At 72.3% G+C, this 18,562-nt stretch carries 21 protein-coding genes and 1 pseudogene; 12 read left to right on the top strand and 10 right to left on the bottom strand.

The features are described from left to right. The first annotated feature begins 155 nt into the window (after positions 1-155). Positions 156-1,303: pseudogene (locus ACIQVZ_RS31695) on the top strand (dihydrofolate reductase family protein). Between the two features lie 57 nt (positions 1,304-1,360). Then, entirely contained in the window at positions 1,361-2,026 is a 666-nt protein-coding gene (locus ACIQVZ_RS31690) for an HAD-IA family hydrolase (protein ID WP_350879937.1), read from the top strand. A 263-nt stretch (positions 2,027-2,289) separates the two neighbouring features. On the opposite strand, the gene ACIQVZ_RS31685 is transcribed toward ACIQVZ_RS31690, so the two are convergent. The 3 genes from ACIQVZ_RS31685 to ychF form a co-directional block, all read right to left on the bottom strand. Continuing rightward, positions 2,290-2,544, bottom strand: a complete 255-nt coding sequence (locus ACIQVZ_RS31685) for a Txe/YoeB family addiction module toxin (RefSeq protein WP_350879938.1) — start codon at positions 2,542-2,544, stop codon at positions 2,290-2,292. Further along, positions 2,541-2,822 (bottom strand): type II toxin-antitoxin system prevent-host-death family antitoxin, encoded by a 282-nt coding sequence (locus tag ACIQVZ_RS31680; protein WP_350879939.1) that lies wholly within the window; start codon positions 2,820-2,822, stop codon positions 2,541-2,543. Before ACIQVZ_RS31680 ends, ACIQVZ_RS31685 begins: the two co-directional genes overlap by 4 nt. 196 nt (positions 2,823-3,018) lie before the next feature. Further along, positions 3,019-4,092, bottom strand: a complete 1,074-nt coding sequence (gene ychF, locus ACIQVZ_RS31675) for a redox-regulated ATPase YchF (RefSeq protein ID WP_350879940.1) — start codon at positions 4,090-4,092, stop codon at positions 3,019-3,021. A 224-nt stretch (positions 4,093-4,316) separates the two neighbouring features. Here ychF and ACIQVZ_RS31670 point away from each other — a divergent pair, with 224 nt between their 5' ends. After that, complete coding sequence (locus ACIQVZ_RS31670; RefSeq protein WP_402454690.1) at positions 4,317-4,970, top strand: DUF6542 domain-containing protein; 654 nt, start codon at positions 4,317-4,319, stop codon at positions 4,968-4,970. 22 nt (positions 4,971-4,992) lie between these two features. Here the strand turns inward: ACIQVZ_RS31670 and ppgK are convergent, their stop codons facing one another. Continuing rightward, complete coding sequence (gene ppgK, locus ACIQVZ_RS31665) at positions 4,993-5,739, bottom strand: polyphosphate--glucose phosphotransferase (protein ID WP_402454687.1); 747 nt, start codon at positions 5,737-5,739, stop codon at positions 4,993-4,995. A gap of 166 nt (positions 5,740-5,905) precedes the next feature. Continuing rightward, a complete protein-coding gene (locus ACIQVZ_RS31660) occupies positions 5,906-6,880 on the bottom strand; it encodes a 4-hydroxy-3-methylbut-2-enyl diphosphate reductase (protein ID WP_402454684.1) in 975 nt (324 codons plus the stop codon). A gap of 87 nt (positions 6,881-6,967) precedes the next feature. Here ACIQVZ_RS31660 and ACIQVZ_RS31655 point away from each other — a divergent pair, with 87 nt between their 5' ends. Both ACIQVZ_RS31655 and xseA read left to right on the top strand, forming a co-directional pair. Continuing rightward, positions 6,968-8,332 (top strand): APC family permease, encoded by a 1,365-nt coding sequence (locus ACIQVZ_RS31655; protein WP_350879944.1) that lies wholly within the window; start codon positions 6,968-6,970, stop codon positions 8,330-8,332. A 33-nt stretch (positions 8,333-8,365) separates the two neighbouring features. Continuing rightward, positions 8,366-9,586 carry an exodeoxyribonuclease VII large subunit gene (gene xseA, locus ACIQVZ_RS31650; protein WP_350879945.1) on the top strand — a complete coding sequence of 407 codons (1,221 nt, stop codon included), beginning with the start codon at positions 8,366-8,368 and terminating at the stop codon, positions 9,584-9,586. Positions 9,587-9,614: 28 nt separating this feature from the next. Here xseA and ACIQVZ_RS31645 read toward each other — a convergent pair whose 3' ends face one another. Beyond that, positions 9,615-10,109 (bottom strand): GNAT family N-acetyltransferase, encoded by a 495-nt coding sequence (locus ACIQVZ_RS31645; RefSeq protein WP_402454680.1) that lies wholly within the window; start codon positions 10,107-10,109, stop codon positions 9,615-9,617. 149 nt (positions 10,110-10,258) lie between these two features. Here ACIQVZ_RS31645 and ACIQVZ_RS31640 point away from each other — a divergent pair, with 149 nt between their 5' ends. Beyond that, positions 10,259-10,516 carry an exodeoxyribonuclease VII small subunit gene (locus ACIQVZ_RS31640; protein WP_350879947.1) on the top strand — a complete coding sequence of 86 codons (258 nt, stop codon included), beginning with the start codon at positions 10,259-10,261 and terminating at the stop codon, positions 10,514-10,516. A gap of 114 nt (positions 10,517-10,630) precedes the next feature. Further along, positions 10,631-11,233, top strand: a complete 603-nt coding sequence (locus tag ACIQVZ_RS31635) for a malonic semialdehyde reductase (RefSeq protein WP_350879948.1) — start codon at positions 10,631-10,633, stop codon at positions 11,231-11,233. A 151-nt stretch (positions 11,234-11,384) separates the two neighbouring features. Here ACIQVZ_RS31635 and ACIQVZ_RS31630 read toward each other — a convergent pair whose 3' ends face one another. Continuing rightward, positions 11,385-11,900, bottom strand: a complete 516-nt coding sequence (locus tag ACIQVZ_RS31630) for a DUF4245 domain-containing protein (protein WP_402454676.1) — start codon at positions 11,898-11,900, stop codon at positions 11,385-11,387. Between the two features lie 236 nt (positions 11,901-12,136). On the opposite strand from ACIQVZ_RS31630, the gene glpX reads away from it, so the two are divergent. Further along, entirely contained in the window at positions 12,137-13,177 is a 1,041-nt protein-coding gene (glpX, locus tag ACIQVZ_RS31625) for a class II fructose-bisphosphatase (protein ID WP_063347979.1), read from the top strand. A gap of 87 nt (positions 13,178-13,264) precedes the next feature. Here glpX and ACIQVZ_RS31620 read toward each other — a convergent pair whose 3' ends face one another. Both ACIQVZ_RS31620 and ACIQVZ_RS31615 read right to left on the bottom strand, forming a co-directional pair. Beyond that, positions 13,265-13,525, bottom strand: a complete 261-nt coding sequence (locus ACIQVZ_RS31620) for a WhiB family transcriptional regulator (RefSeq protein ID WP_244293625.1) — start codon at positions 13,523-13,525, stop codon at positions 13,265-13,267. A gap of 435 nt (positions 13,526-13,960) precedes the next feature. Beyond that, on the bottom strand, positions 13,961-14,746 hold the full coding sequence (locus ACIQVZ_RS31615) for a DUF1707 domain-containing protein (RefSeq protein ID WP_350879950.1): 786 nt from the start codon (positions 14,744-14,746) through the stop codon (positions 13,961-13,963). Positions 14,747-14,890: 144 nt separating this feature from the next. Here ACIQVZ_RS31615 and ACIQVZ_RS31610 point away from each other — a divergent pair, with 144 nt between their 5' ends. The 3 genes from ACIQVZ_RS31610 to ACIQVZ_RS31600 all read left to right on the top strand — a co-directional run bounded on the left by ACIQVZ_RS31610 (position 14,891) and on the right by ACIQVZ_RS31600 (position 17,230). After that, positions 14,891-16,558 (top strand): fumarate hydratase, encoded by a 1,668-nt coding sequence (locus ACIQVZ_RS31610; RefSeq protein WP_063347981.1) that lies wholly within the window; start codon positions 14,891-14,893, stop codon positions 16,556-16,558. A 142-nt stretch (positions 16,559-16,700) separates the two neighbouring features. Continuing rightward, positions 16,701-16,973: a type II toxin-antitoxin system Phd/YefM family antitoxin gene (locus tag ACIQVZ_RS31605; protein WP_063351171.1), complete on the top strand. Its 273-nt coding sequence runs from the start codon at positions 16,701-16,703 to the stop codon at positions 16,971-16,973. Then, positions 16,970-17,230: a Txe/YoeB family addiction module toxin gene (locus tag ACIQVZ_RS31600; RefSeq protein ID WP_363372471.1), complete on the top strand. Its 261-nt coding sequence runs from the start codon at positions 16,970-16,972 to the stop codon at positions 17,228-17,230. The genes ACIQVZ_RS31605 and ACIQVZ_RS31600 overlap by 4 nt, the downstream gene beginning before the upstream one ends. Positions 17,231-17,263: 33 nt before the next feature. Here the strand turns inward: ACIQVZ_RS31600 and ACIQVZ_RS31595 are convergent, their stop codons facing one another. Continuing rightward, complete coding sequence (locus ACIQVZ_RS31595; RefSeq protein ID WP_350879953.1) at positions 17,264-18,022, bottom strand: GntR family transcriptional regulator; 759 nt, start codon at positions 18,020-18,022, stop codon at positions 17,264-17,266. A 198-nt stretch (positions 18,023-18,220) separates the two neighbouring features. On the opposite strand from ACIQVZ_RS31595, the gene ACIQVZ_RS31590 reads away from it, so the two are divergent. After that, entirely contained in the window at positions 18,221-18,421 is a 201-nt protein-coding gene (locus ACIQVZ_RS31590; RefSeq protein ID WP_402454668.1) for a hypothetical protein, read from the top strand. The last annotated feature ends 141 nt before the right edge of the window (positions 18,422-18,562 follow it).

Raw genomic sequence — 18,562 nt, 5'->3', positions numbered from 1 at the left:
CCCCCTCGGGAGTGGTCGGTTTCCGCGACACCTCCGACGCTAGTGGACGTTCCGCATTTCGAGAAGATTCGTCTCACCTGTCGATCATCCGGCGACCGCAGCACCCCCGTCGGCCGTACCGTGGGGGCGCACCCGACAGAACGGTCCCCCCGCCCATGCCCGGCCAGCGCCCCTTCGTCCTGCTGAGCGCCGCGATGTCCCTCGACGGCCACCTCGACGACGCCTCCCCCGACCGCCTGCTGCTCTCCAACCGGGCCGACTTCGACCGGGTCGACGCCGAACGCGCGGCCGCCGACGCCGTCCTGGTCGGCGGCAACACGCTGCGCGCCGACAATCCGCGCCTGCTGGTCAACGACCCCGCACGCCGGGCCGCCCGGCTCGCGGACGGCCGCGCCGAGTACCCGCTGAAGGTGACGCTCAGCGCGAGCGGCGCGCTCGACGCGGGCCTGCGCTTCTGGCACACCGGCGGCGCCCGGCTCGCCTACACCACGGACGCCGGCGCGACCGCGCTGCGGCCCCGCCTGGACGGGCTGGCCGAGGTGGTCGCGCTCGGCGGCGAGGTGGACCTCGGCGTGGTGCTGGACGATCTGGGCGCGCGCGGGGTGCGCCGGCTGATGGTCGAGGGCGGCGGTGGCGTGCACACCCAGTTCCTGGCCCAGGGCCTGGCGGACGAGCTCCAACTGGCGGTCGCCCCGCTGCTGGTCGGCCAGGCCGAGGCGCCGCGGTTCGTCCGCCCGGCCGCGTTCCCGGGTGGCCCGGCCCGGCGGATGCGCCTGCTGGAGGCACGTACGGTGGGCGACGTCGTCCTGCTCAGGTACGCCCCGAAGGAGCCCGCCCCGTGACCGGAGCCCGTCCCGTGACCACCGACCTCGACCACCTGCGCCGGGCCGTCGAGCTCTCCCGCCGCTGCCCGCCGTCCGCGACGGCCTTCTCGGTCGGCGCGGTGATCGTCGGCGCCGACGGCGAGGTGCTGGCGGAGGGCTACAGCCGGGAGGGCGACGCGCACGACCACGCCGAGGAGGCGGCCCTCGGCAAGCTCCCGGCCGGCGACCCTCGGCTGCGCGGGGCGACCGTCTACAGCTCGCTCGAACCGTGCGGACAGCGCGCCTCGCGGCCCGCGCCGTGCGCCCGGCTGCTGATCGCGGCGGGCGTGCCGCGGGTCGTGGTGGCCTGGCGCGAGCCGGACCTGTTCGTCACCGACTGCCAGGGCACGGCCCTGCTGGCGGCCGCCGGGGTCGAGGTGGTGGAGCTGCCGGAGCTCGCCGAGGCGGCCCGCACGGTCAACGCCCACCTGCTCGGCTGATCTTTTGTATCATCGGGGAACAAAGAGCTCGTCCTTCCTTGCCCGAGGAGCAGCCCCATGCCCGCCACACCCCTCAAGCTGACCGCTCGCGCCCTCCTCCTCGACATGGACGGCACCCTGGTCAACTCCGACGCCGTGGTCGAGCGCTGCTGGCACCGCTGGGCCGAGCAGCACGGACTCGACCCCGTCGCCGTGCTGGCCGTCGCCCACGGCCGCCAGGGCCACGCGACGATGGCCGAACTGCTGCCCGACCGCCCGGTGGAACTCAACCTCGCCGACAACCAGCGGATGCTCGCCGCCGAACGCGCCGACACCGACGGCGTCGTCCCGATCCCCGGCGCCGGCGCCTTCCTCGCCGCCCTGGACGGCCTGCCGCACGCCCTGGTCACCTCCGCCGACGAAGCGCTCGCCCGGGTCCGGATGGGCGCCGCCGGCCTGCCGCTGCCGCCCGTCCTGGTGACCGCCGAGTCCGTCGGCGCCAGCAAGCCCGACCCGGAGGGCTTCCTCAAGGGCGCCGCCGCCCTCGGCTTCACCCCCGCCGACTGCCTCGCCTTCGAGGACTCCGACGCCGGCATCACGGCCGCCCGGGCCGCCGGCATCCGCGTCATCGGCATCGGCCCCCGTGCCACCGCCCACCACCCGGACGCCCACGCCGACACCCTCGCCGCCGTCACCGTGACCACCACCCCGGACGGCACCCTGACCGTCACCATCCACCCCTGACCGACCCGGCCGCCCGACCGCGAGGCCGCCCGACCGCGCCGTCTGCACGATCGACAACGGGGAGTTGGTGATCCGGGTCGTCCACGGGAGACATCGATCCACCGCTCACGAGGCCCGCTGACCGCGGACCCGGCGCCAGAACACCAGCACCCGTCCAGCACGGTGACACGGAAGGGGGTCGGACTCGACAGAGCCCGACCCCCTTCCAACCTGCACGCCCGAACAACCAGGCCATGGGCAGCGCGCGCCCGGCCAGAGGAGGGTCAGTAGTGGTACCGGGCGGCGAGGACGATGATCTCTTCGTCCGTGACCAGGTAGACGAGCCGGTGCTCGTCATCGATCCGCCGCGACCAGGCCCCTGGCAGGTGGTACTTCAGCGGCTCGGGCTTGCCGATCCCAGCGAACGGGTCACGCAGGACGTCCTCGATGAGCTTGTTGATCCGGGCGAGCATCTTGCGATCGCTCTTGAGCCAGGACGTGTAGTCGTCCCAGCCCTGTTCTTCGAAGACGAGCCTCACTCGGCACCCCGCCCGGCATCAGCCGAGTCGGGGTCGATGAGCACACGCTCGGAGAGCCCTATACCGTTCAGCGCATTGTCGTACGCCTTGAGCAGGCGACGGGCATTCGCCGGCGAACGCAGCAGGTACGAGCCCTCGCGCAGGGCGGCGTAGTCCTCGGCGGAGACGAGCACGGCGTTTCCGTGCTTGGACACGATCTCGATCGCGTCGTGGTCCTCGTTGACCTTCTTGATCAACGGGAAGAGATCCCTGCGGGCCTCGCTCGCGGTGATGGACATGACGCGTACCCCCTTTGGCGAGTGGTACCAAATAACGTACCACTCGGACAGGGCTTCCGGACGACCGACACCGGAAGGGTCCCCGAAAGTCAGCACCGAGTCAGCGCGAGAACAAGGAGAGGGCTGGACCCCATGGAGTCCAGCCCTCTCCAACCTGCATGTTTGCCAAATTAAATGACATGCAGCAATAGCTTGATCACACGTTGAAGCGGAACTCCACCACGTCGCCGTCCTGCATGATGTATTCCTTGCCCTCGATGCGGGCCTTGCCCTTGGAGCGGGCCTCGGCGATGGAGCCGGTCTCGACCAGGTCGGCGAAGGAGATCACCTCGGCCTTGATGAAGCCCTTCTGGAAGTCGGTGTGGATGACTCCGGCGGCCTCGGGGGCGGTGGCGCCCTTCTTGATGGTCCAGGCGCGGGTCTCCTTGGGGCCTGCGGTGAGGTAGGTCTGCAGGCCGAGGGTGTCGAAGCCGACCCGGGCGAGGGTGGCGAGGCCGGGCTCCTCCTGGCCCATCGACTGGAGCAGCTCCAGGGCCTCGTCGTCGTCGAGCTCGATCAGCTCGGACTCGATCTTGGCGTTGAGGAAGATCGCCTCGGCCGGGGCGACCAGCTCGCGCTGGAGGTTCTTGAAGTCCTCGTCGGCCAGCTCGGCCTCGTCCACGTTGAAGACGTAGAGGAAGGGCTTCGCGGTCAGCAGGTGGAGGTCGCGGATCGGGGTGGTGTCGAAGCCGGCCTCGAAGAGGGTCTTGCCGGTCTCCAGGACCGCCTGCGCGGCCTCGGCGGCGGCCAGCACGGGGGCGGTCTCCTTCTTCAGGCGCGCCTCCTTCTGGAGCCGCGGCAGGACCTTCTCGACGGTCTGGAGGTCGGCCAGGATCAGCTCGGTGTGGATGGTCTCGATGTCGTCCTTGGGCGACACCTTGCCGTCCACGTGCACCACGTCCGGGTCGGTGAAGGCACGCACGACCTGGCAGATCGCGTCCGACTCGCGGATGTTGGCGAGGAACTTGTTGCCCAGTCCCTCGCCCTCGCTGGCGCCGCGCACGATACCGGCGATGTCGACGAAGTCGACGGTGGCCGGGAGGATCCGCTGGGAGCCGAAGATCTCGGCGAGCTTGGCCAGCCGCGCGTCCGGGACACCGACGACGCCGACGTTCGGCTCGATGGTGGCGAACGGGTAGTTGGCCGCCAGCACGTCGTTCTTGGTCAGGGCGTTGAACAGGGTCGACTTGCCGACGTTCGGCAGGCCGACGATTCCGATCGTGAGCGACATGAAGCGCAGTCCCGTGGGCTTGGAGGAGTTGGGTCGGCACCGTGCGGGCCGACCCCCAAGTCTACGGGCAGCGCCTCACGCCCCGGTCGCCGCCGGGAGGGGCGCCAGGAACTCCGCGCCCGGGTGGCTGGGCCGGACAGGTCAGGCAGCTGAACGACGATCACATCAGCACTCCGCCAGGAGACACGGGGCAAGACCTGAACAGTCCATTACACAGTGTGGCGATGATCGGACCGTACGTTGGGCGGGTGGAGCAGAGCATCCGTACCCAGCCGCCAGGGCCCAGACGCCGACCGCCGACCGGCGCGGCCGGGGCCGCCGTCCCCGGGCCCGGCCGGGCTCCCGAGACCGCCGGAGCCCCCGCCGCCGCCCCTGCCGCCCGGCTACGCCCGGTAGCCGGGCCGCCCGCCGTCGCCCGCCCGGCCACCCCCAGGCTTCGGTTGCGGCTGCCGCTGCGCGGACGCGCCGAGGCCCCGCTGTACGGGCGGCGCCGGACCGGGCGGCCGACCCGGCTGACCGCCATCGGCACGGGCGTGGCCGCCATGCTGGCGACGCTCGCCGTCGCGGGCCTGGACCGGCTGCTGTTCGACGGCCTCGGCTGGCTGTTCGGCGTCGGCTACCTGGCCGTCTGCTTCCAGCTGGCCGTCCGGGTGCGCTACGTCGACCTGCTGGCCGCACCGATCAGCGGGCCGATCGCCTTCGCGCTGGCACTGCTGCTGCTCGGGCCGGTCACCTCCTCGGGCGTCACCGCCCAGGTGGTGGCGCTGGCGACCGGGCTGGCGCTGCGGGCCGGCTGGCTGTTCTCCGGCACCGGGCTGGCCGCGCTGATCGTGCTCGCCCGGTTCGTGGCCCAGCGCCGGATCCAGCGCTCCCGCTGAGCGGTGCCTCGGGCGGGCGGCCTCAGCCCGCCGCCCGGGCCGCCGCCATGGCGGCGCCGACGATGCCCGCGTCGTTGCGCAGCTCGGCCGGCACCACCCGCGCCTCCCGCTCCCGCAGCAGCGGCAGGAACTTCTCGTGCTTGCGGCTCACCCCGCCGCCGATCACGACCAGCTGCGGCGAGAACAGCATCTCGACCAGGTCCAGGTACTCGTCGACCCGCCCGGCCCACTGCTCCCAGGTCAGCCCGTGACGTTCCTTGGCGGCCGAGGAGGCCCGACGCTCGGCGTCCTTGCCGCGCAGTTCCAGGTGACCCAGCTCGGTGTTGGGCACCAGCACGCCGTCCACGAAGAGCGCGCTGCCGATGCCGGTGCCGAAGGTGAGCACCAGCACCACGCCCGACTGGTCGCGCCCGGCGCCGTGCACGGTCTCGGCGAGCCCGGCCGCGTCGGCGTCGTTGAGCACGGTCGCGGGCAGGTCGAGCGCCTCGCGGAACAGGCCCGCGGCGTCCAGGCCGATCCAGCCCTTGTCCACGTTGGCGGCGGTTCTGGTCCGGCCGCCGACCACCACGCCGGGGAAGGTGAGCCCGACCGGGCCCTGGTGGTCGAACTGGCGGACCACCTCGCGGACGGCGGCGACCACGGCCTCGGGGGCGGACGGCTGCGGGGTGAGCACCTTGTACCGCTCCTGGGCCGGCACGCCCCGGGCGAGGTCGACCGGGGCGCCCTTGATGCCCGAACCGCCGATGTCCACGCCGAATACCGCCGCCATCACGTCCACCCTCCGCCGGGGCCGCGGACCGCTTGTCCACAGCCTGTGCACAAAACTACGAGAGGGCACGGGTGGACGCACAGCAGAAAACCCGGCAACCCCGAGGGGGTGCCGGGCTCTGCGCGAAAGGGCCCGGGAGCGATCCGGGAGCGATCCGGGAGCGGCCCTACAGCTTGCCCGCCGCCTCGGCGCGCAGGTCGCGGCGCAGCTCCTTGGGCAGCGAGAAGGTCAGGTGCTCCTCGGCGGTCTTGACCGTCTCGACCGTGTCGTAGCCGCGCGCGGCCAGCCACTCCAGCACGCCCTCGACCAGGATCTCCGGGACGGAGGCGCCGCTGGTCAGGCCGACCGTGCCGACGCCCTCCAGCCAGGACTCCTGGACCTCCTCGGCGAAGTCCACCAGATGGGCGGCCCTGGCGCCGTACTCCAGGCCGACCTCGACCAGGCGGACGGAGTTGGAGGAGTTCTTGGAGCCGACCACGATCAGCAGGTCGGTCTCGGGGGCCATCTGCTTGACCGCGACCTGGCGGTTCTGGGTGGCGTAGCAGATGTCGTCGCTGGGCGGGCTGACCAGCGCCGGGAAGCGCTTCTTCAGCTCGCCGACGGTGGCCATGGTCTCGTCCACCGACAGGGTGGTCTGGGACAGCCAGACGACCCGGGACTCGTCCCGGACCCGCACGTTGGCGACGTCCTCGGCGCCGTCCACCAGGTGGATCCGGTCCGGGGCCTCGCCCATCGTCCCGACGACCTCCTCGTGGCCCTCGTGGCCCACCAGCAGGATGTCGAAGCCCTCGTCGGCGAAGCGCACGGCCTCCTTGTGCACCTTGGTGACCAGCGGGCAGGTGGCGTCGATGGTGGCCAGCCGGCCGGCCTTCGCCTCGTCGTGGACGGACGGCGCGACGCCGTGCGCGGAGAAGACCACGATCGAGCCCTCGGGCACCTCCTCCGTCTCGTCGACGAAGATCGCGCCCTTCTTCTCCAGGGTCTGCACCACGTACTTGTTGTGGACGATCTGCTTGCGGACGTAGATGGGCGCCCCGTACTGCTCCAGGGCCTTCTCCACGGCGATCACGGCGCGGTCTACACCCGCGCAGTAGCCCCGGGGGGCGGCGAGCAGGACACGGCGCGGCGCGGTGTTGGACATGGCTCCATCGTACGGGCGGCGCCGAGCCGCGCCGACGGGAGGCGCTTTCCGGACAGACCCGGTCGTCGGTGCTCAAATGTGGTGTCTATGAGCTCTGCGAACGGGCAAACGGAACCGGGCGGCCTGCGCCGCAGCCTGAGTGTCCGCGACCTGATGGTCTACGGCCTGCTGTTCATCGCTCCGATGGCACCGGTCGGCGTGTTCGGCGTCCTGGACGCCAGGAGCCACGGCGCCGTCGCCACCGTCTACCTGGCCGCGACCGTCGCGATGGGTTTCACCGCCTTCTCGTACGCCCAGATGGTGCGCGCGGTGCCGCAGACCGGCTCGGTGTTCGCCTACGCGCGGGCCGGGCTGGGCGAGGGGCCCGGGTTCGTCGCCGGCTGGATGGCGATGCTCGACTACCTGCTGATCCCGGCGGTCGCCTACCTGTTCTCCGGGATCGCGCTGAACTCGCTGGTGCCCGGGGTCTCCCGCTGGGTGTGGACGGCGCTCGCGGTGGTGCTGACCACCGCGCTCAACCTGATCGGCGTACGGACGGCGGCCGTGGTCGGCTTCGCGGTGCTCGCCCTGGAGATCGCGGTGCTGGCGGTGTTCGTCGCCGCGGCCGTGGTGGCACTGGTCCAGGGCGGCGCCCGGCGCGGCTGGGACACCCCGTTCACCGCCGTCGGCGCCTTCTCGCTGACCGCGGTGATCTCGGCGGTGTCCGTCGCGGTGCTCTCCTACCTGGGCTTCGACGCGATCGCCACCTTCGTCGAGGAGGCGGTCGGCGCCTCGGCGGCGGTGGCCCGGGCCGTGCTCTGGTGCCTGGCACTGGCCGGGGTGCTGTTCGTCGCCCAGACCTACCTGGCGGCACTGCTGGAGCCGCTGGGCCCGCAGCAGCTGGCGGCCGACCCGGCGGCGCAGGGCTCGGCCTTCTACGACACGGTGGAGAGCGGGGTCGGGCACTGGCTGCACGTCCTGGTGGCGGCCAGCAAGGCGATCGGCGCGGCCTTCGCGGCGCTGGCCGGGCAGGCGGCGGCCGGGCGGCTGGTCTACGCGATGGGCCGGGAGGGGCGGCTGCCGCGCGTGCTCGGTACGGTCGACCCGGCCACCGCGGTGCCGCGCCGGGCGCTGCTGGCGGCCGCGGTGATCACGATGGCCGCGGCGGTCTGGGCGGCCGACCGGGACGACGGGCTGGACCAGCTGACCTCGGTGGTCAACGTGGGCGCGCTGACCGCCTTCGCGCTGCTGCACGCCTCGGTGATCGGCTGGTACACGGTGCGGCACGGCTCCCGGGACCGGGTGCGGCACCTGCTCGTCCCGGCCCTGGGGATCGCGGTGATCGCCGCGGTGGTCTACGAGGCCTCGACGACCGCGCAGCTCGTCGGGCTGATCTGGCTGGCGGTCGGGCTGGTCGTGCTGGGTGTCCAGGGCTCCCCCACTCCGGGCGGCCCTGTCGGCCGACGCCGATAGGGCCTGTCGGCCGGCGCCGCTAGCCTCGTACGCATGGCCAACACCAGCTCCCCCGAAGCCCCGATCCCGGTCGGCAAGGTCTCCGCGCTGATCGGCGGCTGGATCGACCGGCTCGGCGCGGTCTGGGTGGAGGGGCAGATCACCCAGCTCAGCCGCCGGCCGGGGGCGGGCGTGGTGTTCCTGACCCTGCGCGACCCGCAGGCGGACGTGTCGCTCACGGTGACCTGCTTCCGCTCGGTGTTCGACCAGGTCGCGGAGGTGGTGCAGGAGGGCGCGCGGGTCGTCGTGCACGCCAAGCCGGAGTGGTACGCGGCGCGCGGGCAGCTGTCACTGCGGGCCTCGGAGATCCGGCCGGTCGGGCTGGGCGAGTTGCTGGCCCGGCTGGAGCAGCTGAAGCGGCGGCTCGCCGGGGAGGGCCTGTTCGCGGCCGAGCGCAAGCGGCCGCTGCCGTTCCTGCCCCAGTGCGTCGGGCTGGTCACCGGGCGCGGCTCGGCGGCCGAGCGGGACGTGCTGGAGAACGCCCGGCGGCGCTGGCCGGCCGTCCGCTTCGAGGTGCGCAACGTCCCGGTGCAGGGGGTCAGCGCGGTGGAGCGGGTGAGCGCGGCCGTCCGGGAGCTGGACGAGCACCCCGAGGTGGACGTGATCATCGTGGCCCGCGGCGGCGGCAGCGTCGAGGACCTGCTGCCGTTCTCGGACGAGGGGCTGGTGCGGCTGGTCGCGGCCGCCCGTACCCCGGTGGTCAGCGCGATCGGGCACGAGCCGGACCAGCCGCTGCTGGACTTCGTCGCCGACCTGCGCGCCTCCACCCCGACCGATGCCGCCAAACGGGTGGTTCCGGACGTCGGCGAGGAGCTGGCCAAGGTCCGCCTGCTGCGGGACCGTGCCCGGCGACACGTCCTCGGCCGGGTCGAGCGCGAGCAGCACGGGCTGGACGGCGTGCGCAGCCGCCCCGCGCTGGCCGCCCCGCACCGGATGCTGGACGGGCGCGGCCAGGAGGTCACCGCGCTGCTGGAGCGGGCCCGGCGCACCCTGCGGCACCGGCTGGACCACGCGCAGAGCGACCTCGGGCACACCCTCGCCCGGGTGGTCGCGCTGTCCCCGGCGGCCACCCTGGAGCGCGGCTACGCGGTGCTCCAGCGGACGGACGGCACGGTGGTGACCGACCCGGCGCAGGTCACGGCCGGCGAGGAGTTGCGCGCCCGGGTCGCGGGCGGGGCCTTCGACGTCGCGGTGGCGGACGGTCAGGGCTCGTAGGACCGCCCGGCGCCACGGTGGACGACGGTCAGGCCTCGTGGGAGCGCTGCCGGGAGAGCGCGCGGGAGTGCTCGCCGAAGCCGAGGCTGCGGTAGAGCGCCTCGCCGCCGCTGCTGGCGTGCAGGTCGATCCGGCCGACCCGCTGGTCGTCGAACCAGTCCAGCAGCGCCTCGGTGCAGGCCCGGGCGTAGCCGCGCAGCCGGTGGCCGGGGTCCGTGCAGATGTTGAAGACGAAGCCGAACCGGCCGTCCGGGTTTCCCGGCGAGGGCAGCCGGTGCTCCAACGTGCCGACCGCGCAGGCGGCGAGCCGGCCGGGCCGCCGCGGATCGTCCACCACGAAGGACGGCATGGTCAGTTCCCCGGCCGGGGCGGCGAGGCGCTCGCGCAGTATCCGCTCGGCGGTGGCCTGCCAGGGCCCCGGCCCGGTCAGGCCGGCCATGCTGGGCATCGCCTCGAACATCAGGTCGCGCAGCCGGACGAGCTCGGGGGCGTCGGCCGGGGCGGCGGGTCGGACCGTGATCATGCGGCGGAGGGTAGCGCCGCCGGCCGGCCGGCTGCATCCGATTTCGCCGTGGCCTTCACCTGCCGCCTTCGCCCGCGGCCTCACCCCGCCACGGCCGTTGCGCCGGTGCCGCGCCGGCTCTGTCGGCTCCAGCCCCTACGCTGGCACGCATGGCAGAGCAGCAGGAGCAGCAGGACGCGGCGGCGCCGACCCCGGACGACGCGCTGGGCTACGAGCACGCCCGGGACGCGCTGCTGGAGGTGGTCCGGCAGCTGGAGAACGGCGGGACGTCGCTGGAGGAGTCGCTGGCGCTGTGGGAGCGCGGCGAGCAGCTGGCGAAGGTGTGCCAGCGCTGGCTGGACGGCGCCCGGGCCCGGCTGGACGCGGCGCTGGCCGCCGAGGAGGACGGGGCCGCGGACGGGCAGTGACGCGGCTCACAGCGGGCCAGGGAATCGTTGAATCTTCATCCATGTTGAGATGGTGTGACCGGCCGCGGCCGGTCAATCCGACGAACCCCCCTCCCGCATGAGGTGCAGACAAGCATGACCACCGACGCCCTGGTACTCGACGCCGCCGCTCAGGACCTGCTGTTCCGCGAGGCCCGCACCGCGAACACCTTCACCGACGAGCCGGTGACCGAGGAGCAGGTCCAGGCCATCTACGAGCTGGTCAAGTACGGCCCGACCGCCTTCAACCAGCAGCCGCTGCGCGTCGTCCTGGTCCGCTCGACCGAGGGCCGCGAGCGCCTCGTCCAGCACCTGGCGGACGGCAACAAGGCCAAGACCAGCACCGCCCCGCTGGTCGCCATCCTCGCCGCGGACAACGAGTTCCACGAGGAGCTGCCGACCCAGTTCCCGCACTTCCCGCAGGCCAAGGACGTGTTCTTCTCCGAGCGCACCGTCCGCGAGCGCTCCGCCTCGCTGAACGGCGCGCTGCAGGCCGCCTACTTCATCATCGGCGTGCGCGCCGCCGGCCTGGCCGCCGGCCCGATGACCGGCTACGACGCCGAGGGCATCAACAAGGAGTTCTTCGGCGACGGCGAGCACTCGGTGCTGGCCGTGGTCAACATCGGCAAGCCGGGCGACGAGGCGTGGTTCCCGCGCTCGCCGCGCCTGGAGTACGACCAGGTCGTCACCACGGTCTGATCCGCCGCACGCGAGAGGGCCCGCACCGGTTCGTCCGGTGCGGGCCCTCTCCGTATGCGCACGGGGGCGTTCGGGGTCGTACGGGCGCGTCCGCGGGGCGTTCGCGGGGGCGTACGGAGCCCTTCCCCCGGGGGCCGCCCGGGGGGAAGGGCTACTTGAGCGCCTGGGCCAGCTCGGCCAGTTCCTCATAGGAGGCGGTGCCGGTGAGCACGGCGGTCGCGTCGCCGGTCTGCACGGTCAGGGCGCGGGACTTCTCGCCCTGCACCCGCTCCCAGGTGCGCCCGGCCACCTCCGAGGTGCCGTCCGGCTTGCCGCCCGCGATCTTGTCGGCCAGCAGCGCGTCGCGCGGGACGTCGCTCTGCTCGACCGCCGCGTACTGGCCGGACGGCGTGACGAAGCCCAGGTGCCAGGCGTTGCCCTTGCCCTTGCTGATCGCGGCCGGCTGGTAGCCGACCGAGGTGGCCCGCCACTGGTCGGACAGCCCGTCCGGGGAGAGCAGCGGGTACGGCGCGCCGCGCTTCGCGGAGGCCGCCGCCACCTTGTACTCGACCACGTGCACCGGGTCGCTGTTCGCGTCGTGCGGAAGGAACAGGTACCCGATCCAGACCACGGCGCCGACCGCCAGCATCGACAGGACCATGTCCCGTACGGTCTCCCGGCCCCTCATGCGTTTGCTCTCTCCAGCCACCCCCACATGGTGACTCATCCCTACGGCGGTACGGCCACCCGGGGTGCCCGCGTACGGGTGAAGCGGGACGAACCGACCTTGTCGGGCCCCGGGTGGCGACCCGCGCCACAGACAGTCATCTCGTAGGCAGATACGATCGCAGGACCCTCACCACGGCGTTCGACCAGGCAGTAGTCGGGCGCTTACTGGCCGTCGCGTACAGAGAGGTAACGACGATGACCACGCAGTACCCGAACCACCTTCCCAGCGCCCTGGAGGTCGCGCCCGAGGCTCCGGACCGGAACCTCGCGCTCGAACTCGTCCGGGTCACCGAGGCGGCCGCCATGGCCGCCGGCCGGTGGGTCGGCCGTGGCGACAAGAACGGCGCGGACGGCGCCGCCGTCAAGGCGATGCGCACCCTCGTCTCGACCGTCTCGATGAACGGCGTGGTCGTCATCGGGGAGGGCGAGAAGGACGAAGCCCCGATGCTCTACAACGGCGAGCGGGTCGGCGACGGCACCGGCGCCGAGTGCGACGTCGCGGTCGACCCGGTCGACGGCACCACGCTCACCGCCAAGGGCATGAACAACGCCGTCGCCGTCCTGGCCGTCGCCGACCGCGGCACCATGTTCGACCCCAGCGCCGTGTTCTACATGGACAAGCTGGTGGCCGGCCCCGAGGCCGCCGAGTTCGTCGACATCACCGCCCCCGCGGCCGTCAACATCCGCCGGGTCGCCAAGGCCAAGGGCAGCGCCGTCGAGGACGTCACCGTCGTCGTCCTCGACCGCCCGCGCCACGACGGCCTGGTCCGGGAGATCCGCGAAGCGGGCGCCCGGATCAAGTTCATCTCCGACGGCGACGTGGCCGGCGCCATCATGGCCGCCCGCGAGGGCACCGGCGTCGACCTGCTGATGGGCATCGGCGGCACCCCCGAGGGCATCATCGCGGCCTGCGCCATGAAGTGCATGGGCGGCGTCATCCAGGGCCGGCTGTGGCCCAAGGACGACGCCGAGCGGCAGAAGGCCCTCGACGCCGGCCACGACCTGGACCGGGTGCTCACCACCGACGACCTGGTCAGCGGCGAGAACGTGTTCTTCGTCGCCACCGGCATCACCGACGGCGAGCTGCTGCGCGGCGTGCACTACCGCCAGGAGACCGCCACCACCAGTTCGCTGGTGATGCGTTCCAAGAGCGGCACGATCCGCGAGATCAACTCCGTCCACAAGCTGTCGAAGCTGCGGGCCTACAGCGCGATCGACTTCGACCGCGCCAACTGACACCGGGCGACCGCACCCGCGGCCTCGGCGGAATCCCCCTCCGCCGAGGCCGCGGCGCGTCCGGCCCGGGGCACACCCGGAGCCCCGTCAGCCCGCTATCCGCCGCTGCCCCGCGACCACCCGGGTCGCCTCGCGCAGCTCCGACTCCCGGCGGCGGCGACGGGCCAGCACCACCCGCCGCTCGGCGGCCGTCAGCCCGCCCCAGACCCCGTACGGCTCCGGCTGCGCCAGCGCGTGCTCGCGGCACTCCAGCAGCACCGGACACCGGGCGCACACCTGCTTCGCCTGCTCCTCGCGCGACAACCGGGCCGCCGTCGGCTCCTTCGAGGGCGCGAAGAACAGCCCCACCTCGTCCCGCCGGCAGGCCGCGCCGGTGTGCCAGGGGCTGTCCTCGCCCGAGGACGCGCCCTGGGCGGCGGTCTGGGGGCCCTGGCCGCCCGGGGGGTGCGGCTGCGGACCGCGCTCCAGCAACTGCGCGGCGGCGACGGGCGAGGTGGTGCGGGACTCGATCGGATGCAGCACGGCCGTACTCCTGACGAGACTCTCGGACACGGGGAAGCTCGCTCCCCTGCCCGGCTGCGAGCCCCCGCTGTCCAACCCCGAGTCGGCCGCTGGGCCGCCTCCGGTGCGCAGCCGTACAAGAAGCGATGTGCGGAAGGAACTACCCCGCCCGCCCGCGATTCATGCACACTGCACGCAATCGACTACGGAGCGCACCTGAGACAACGCGGAACGCCCGGCCGGGAGTTGGCCCCCGACCGGGCGTTCGACCGCCAACCCCGGCTACTCGGTGCCGAGTTGCTTGCGCACCCACTCCTTGAGCTTCTTGCCCCGGCGCGGCTTGGCCTCGCAACCGCCGAACACCGCGACTCCCTTGACCCGGACCACCGGCGCGTACGGGTCCGCCGCCGTCTGCTCCTTGACGTCGAATCCGCCGAAGATGCCGACGCCGCCGCCGTGCAGGCTCACGTTCTCCGGCACCCGGATCTCGACGCCGCCGAACAGCGCCGTCACCTCGATCTCCACCTCGGGCGACTCGAACACGGCGTCGGTCAGGTCGATCTCCACCCCGCCGAACGCCGCGAACGCCTTCAGGTGCGACCCCACCCGCCAGCGGCCCTTGCGGGACGAGCCGCCGAAGATCGCCACCATCGACGGCGACTCCTGGCGCGCGGGCGGCAGCGCGGGCGTCACCGCACGCGGCGCCGGGGCCTCCAGCGGCGGCTTCTCGAACGACAGCGGCCGGTGGCCCGGCAGGTCCCTGGTCAGCGGCACCAGATCGCCGAAGGTCTTGGCGGCGTACGCGGCCCCGATCCGGTCCGCGTGCTCGTCCGCGTCCAGCCGGCCCTCGGCGTAGGCGTCCCGCAGCAGTTCCGCGATCCGCTCGCGGTCGGCGTCCGACACCCGCATCTCCGCCTGCGCCACGGGGGCGTGCGGCGGCTGGGTCTTCGGCTCGGGCAGTGGCCGGAGCTGCGGCTGCGGCTCGGGCCGGGTCTCGGGCTTGGTCATCGGTACGGGCGCCGGCACGGACGGCTGCCCCGGGTCGTCCTGCGACGGCGAGTTGTCCACGGCCCAAGACTAGTGGTTCGCACGTGCGCCCGAGTGAGCCCGGTCACGCAGGCTGCCCTGTCCGCGTGCGACGCGGGTCCGGGTCCTACCCTTGAGGGTGCTTCGCCGACGCAGCCGGACCACGGAAACCTAAGGACCGCCCCCATGGCTCCCACGCCAGACTTCGAGTACAGCGACCTGCTCCCCCTGGGCGCTGACCCGACCCCGTACCGCAAGCTGACCTCCGAGGGTGTCTCCACCTTCGAGGCCGGCGGTCGCACCTTCCTCCAGGTCGAGCCCGAGGCGCTGCGGCTGCTCACCGCCGAGGCGATGCACGACATCTCGCACTACCTGCGCCCCGCCCACCTCGCCCAGCTGCGCCGCATCCTGGACGACCCGGAGGCCAGCCCGAACGACCGCTTCGTCGCGCTCGACCTGCTGAAGAACGTCAACATCTCGGCCGGCGGCATCCTGCCGATGTGCCAGGACACCGGCACCGCCATCGTCATGGGCAAGCGCGGCCAGAACGTGCTCACCGAGGGCGGCGACGAGTCGGCCATCGCGCGCGGCGTCTTCGACGCGTACACCAAGCTCAACCTGCGCTACTCCCAGATGGCCCCGGTGACCATGTGGGACGAGAAGAACACCGGCAACAACCTGCCGGCCCAGATCGAGCTGTACGCCACCGACGGCGGCGCGTACAAGTTCCTCTTCATGGCCAAGGGCGGCGGCTCCGCCAACAAGTCGTACCTGTACCAGGAGACCAAGGCCATCCTGAACGAGGCGAGCATGCTCTCGTTCCTGGAGCAGAAGATCCGCTCCCTCGGCACCGCCGCCTGCCCGCCGTACCACCTGGCGATCGTGATCGGCGGCACCAGCGCCGAGTTCGCGCTCAAGACCGCCAAGTACGCGTCCGCGCACTACCTGGACAACCTGCCGACCTCCGGCGACGCCAAGACCGGCCACGGCTTCCGCGACCTGGAGCTGGAGGCGAAGGTCACCGAGCTGACCCAGAAGATCGGCATCGGCGCCCAGTTCGGCGGCAAGTACTTCTGCCACGACGTGCGGGTCGTCCGCCTGCCGCGCCACGGCGCCTCGCTGCCGGTCGCCATGGCCGTCTCCTGCTCGGCCGACCGCCAGGCGCTCGGCAAGATCACCGCCGAGGGCGTCTTCCTGGAGCAGCTGGAGACCGACCCGGCCAAGTACCTGCCGGACACCACCGACGAGCACCTGGACGACGACGTCGTGCGCGTCGACCTCGACCAGCCGATGTCCGCGATCCGCGCCGAGCTGTCCAAGTACCCGGTGAAGACCCGGCTCTCGCTCACCGGCACCCTGGTCGTCGCCCGCGACATCGCCCACGCCAAGATCAAGGAGCGCCTGGACGCCGGCGAGGGCATGCCCAAGTACCTCCAGGACCACCCCGTCTACTACGCCGGCCCGGCCAAGACCCCCGAGGGCTACGCCTCCGGCTCCTTCGGCCCCACCACCGCCGGCCGGATGGACTCCTACGTCGACCAGTTCCAGGCCGCCGGCGGCTCCATGGTCATGCTCGCCAAGGGCAACCGCAGCAAGCAGGTCACCGACGCCTGCGCCGCCCACGGCGGCTTCTACCTCGGCTCCATCGGCGGCCCGGCCGCCCGTCTCGCCCAGGACTGCATCAAGAAGGTCGAGGTCCTGGAGTACGCCGAGCTCGGCATGGAGGCCGTCTGGCGCATCGAGGTCGAGGACTTCCCGGCCTTCATCGTGGTCGACGACAAGGGCAACGACTTCTTCCGCGAGACCACCGAGGGCCCGCTGATCACCAGTCTCCGGGTCCGCTCCAAGGAGTGACCACCCCGGTCTCCCCCCAGCCGCCCCGGCCGCGCCCGTCGCGACCGGGGCGGTTCCGCACGGGCGCAATGCGGTGGCAGGTGGTACTCAGGACTCGTACCATGGCGGTACCGAGAACCGGTACGGACATGGAGGCGCGGCGATGGCGATCAGTGCGAGCGAGGCACGCACCCAGCTCTTCCCGTTGATCAAGAAGGTCAATGACGACCACGCCCCGATAAGGATCACCTCCAGGAGCGGGGACGCGGTCCTCATGTCGGCCGAGGACTACGACGCGTGGCAGGAGACGATCTATCTCCTGCGCTCTCCCGCCAACGCCCAGCGGCTCATGGCGGCCGTCGCCCGCGACAAGGCCGGCCACCCCGGCGTCACCAGGACCCTGGAGGAATTGGAAGCCCTGGCGGGTGAGGTGTGAGGAGCGTCCACTTCGACCCGGACGCCTGGGAGGACTTCCTGTTCTGGCTCGGATCGAACCGGAAGATGGCTCAGCGGATCACCCGCCTGGTCGGCGAGATCCAGCGCGACCCCTTCAGTGGGATCGGAAAGCCCGAGCCGCTGAAGGGCGACCTGGCCGGCTACTGGTCACGCCGGATGGACGACGAACACCGCCTCGTGTACCGGGCCGACGAGAAGGAAGTGATGATCCTCAAGGCCCGCTACCACTACCAGTAGCGACGCACCCCGCCCCGTCCGCGTTGCGCGCGCTCACGCGTCGAAGTCGTACTCCAGGACGTACGAGGCGGCGTCGAGGATCATCTCGTTGAGCTCGACGACCTGGCCGTCGTCGGCGAAGGCGGTGCGGCAGATCAGGATGACCGGGGTGCCCGCCGACAGCTCCAGGCGGGTGGCCTCCTCCGTGCCGGGCATCCGGGACCGGACCTCCTCGCGGAAGTGGACGGGCTTCGCGCCGATCTCGGCCAGCCGGGCGTAGGTGCCGCCCGGGCCGGTGTCCTCGCGGGTGATGGCCGTGCCGGCGACCAGGCCGGCCGGCAGGTAGGAGGTCGACAGCAGCACCGGCTTGCCGTCCAGCACGAAGCGGCGGTGCCGTACGCACATCGACGCGCCCGGATCCACGCCCAGCACCCGGGCGACGTGCTCCGGCGCGCCCCGTTCGGTGACGGACACCTGGTCGACCACCAGCAGGCGGTTGTCGATGTCCGCCGACCATATGGACCGGCCCGAGCCCCACTGCCCCTGCGCCAGCCGCTGGATCCCGCGCCGGCGCAGCGGCCGGAAGTCCCGGACGAAGACCCCCGCGCCCCGGCGCGCCTCGGCGATGCCCTCGCTCTGCAGCACGCCGAGCGCCTGGCGGGCGGTCATCCGGGCCACGCCGTACTCGTCCATGAGGTCGTTCTCGCCCGGCAGCCGGTCGCCCGCGCGGTAGCGGCCGTCGTCGATGGCCGCCTTCAGCGTGTCGGCGATCCGTTGGTACTTGGGCTGTTTGTCGCCACTGCTGCCGGTCATCGCCGCTCCCTCTCCCTCGGACAAATCGTAGGCGCGACCGCGGCCGACGGTAAGCGGCTACGACTGTTGACATCTCTAGAGATATTAGCTTCTCTAGAGATGCTGGGTAGTCGCCGAGCACCACACACACGGACAGCGACCAGGGCGCGGCCCCCCACGCGGAGCCGCACCCGCACCAGAACAGCGAGGAGCAGTGCGGTGAGCACCCGTCAGCGCGACTCCGCGGCCTACCGGCCGCACGTGGGTGAACTCGTCCTCGACCGGAGGACCGGACGCACCGGCATCTACATGGACACCATCGGCGGGGAGCACTACCTGCGCCCCGAGGGCGGCGGCCGCGAATGGACCGCCGAACCCGGACACATCGACCCTGCCCCCGACACCCCGCGATTCACCTGAATGTGATCAGGCCGGTAATTGCGGCAAAATCCACGCAAACCACGGTATTCGGGGCCTGCAATCCCCCCGGTGAATCCGGAATTCCGGAACGCGCCGGGCCCGCCGCCGGGCACGTTACGGATAACACCGGTCACCATGCGT

Source organism: Kitasatospora sp. NPDC098663 (assembly GCF_044760075.1).
Classification (GTDB): Bacteria; Actinomycetota; Actinomycetes; order Streptomycetales; family Streptomycetaceae; genus Kitasatospora.
This window is presented reverse-complemented; position numbering and strand designations above follow the sequence as displayed.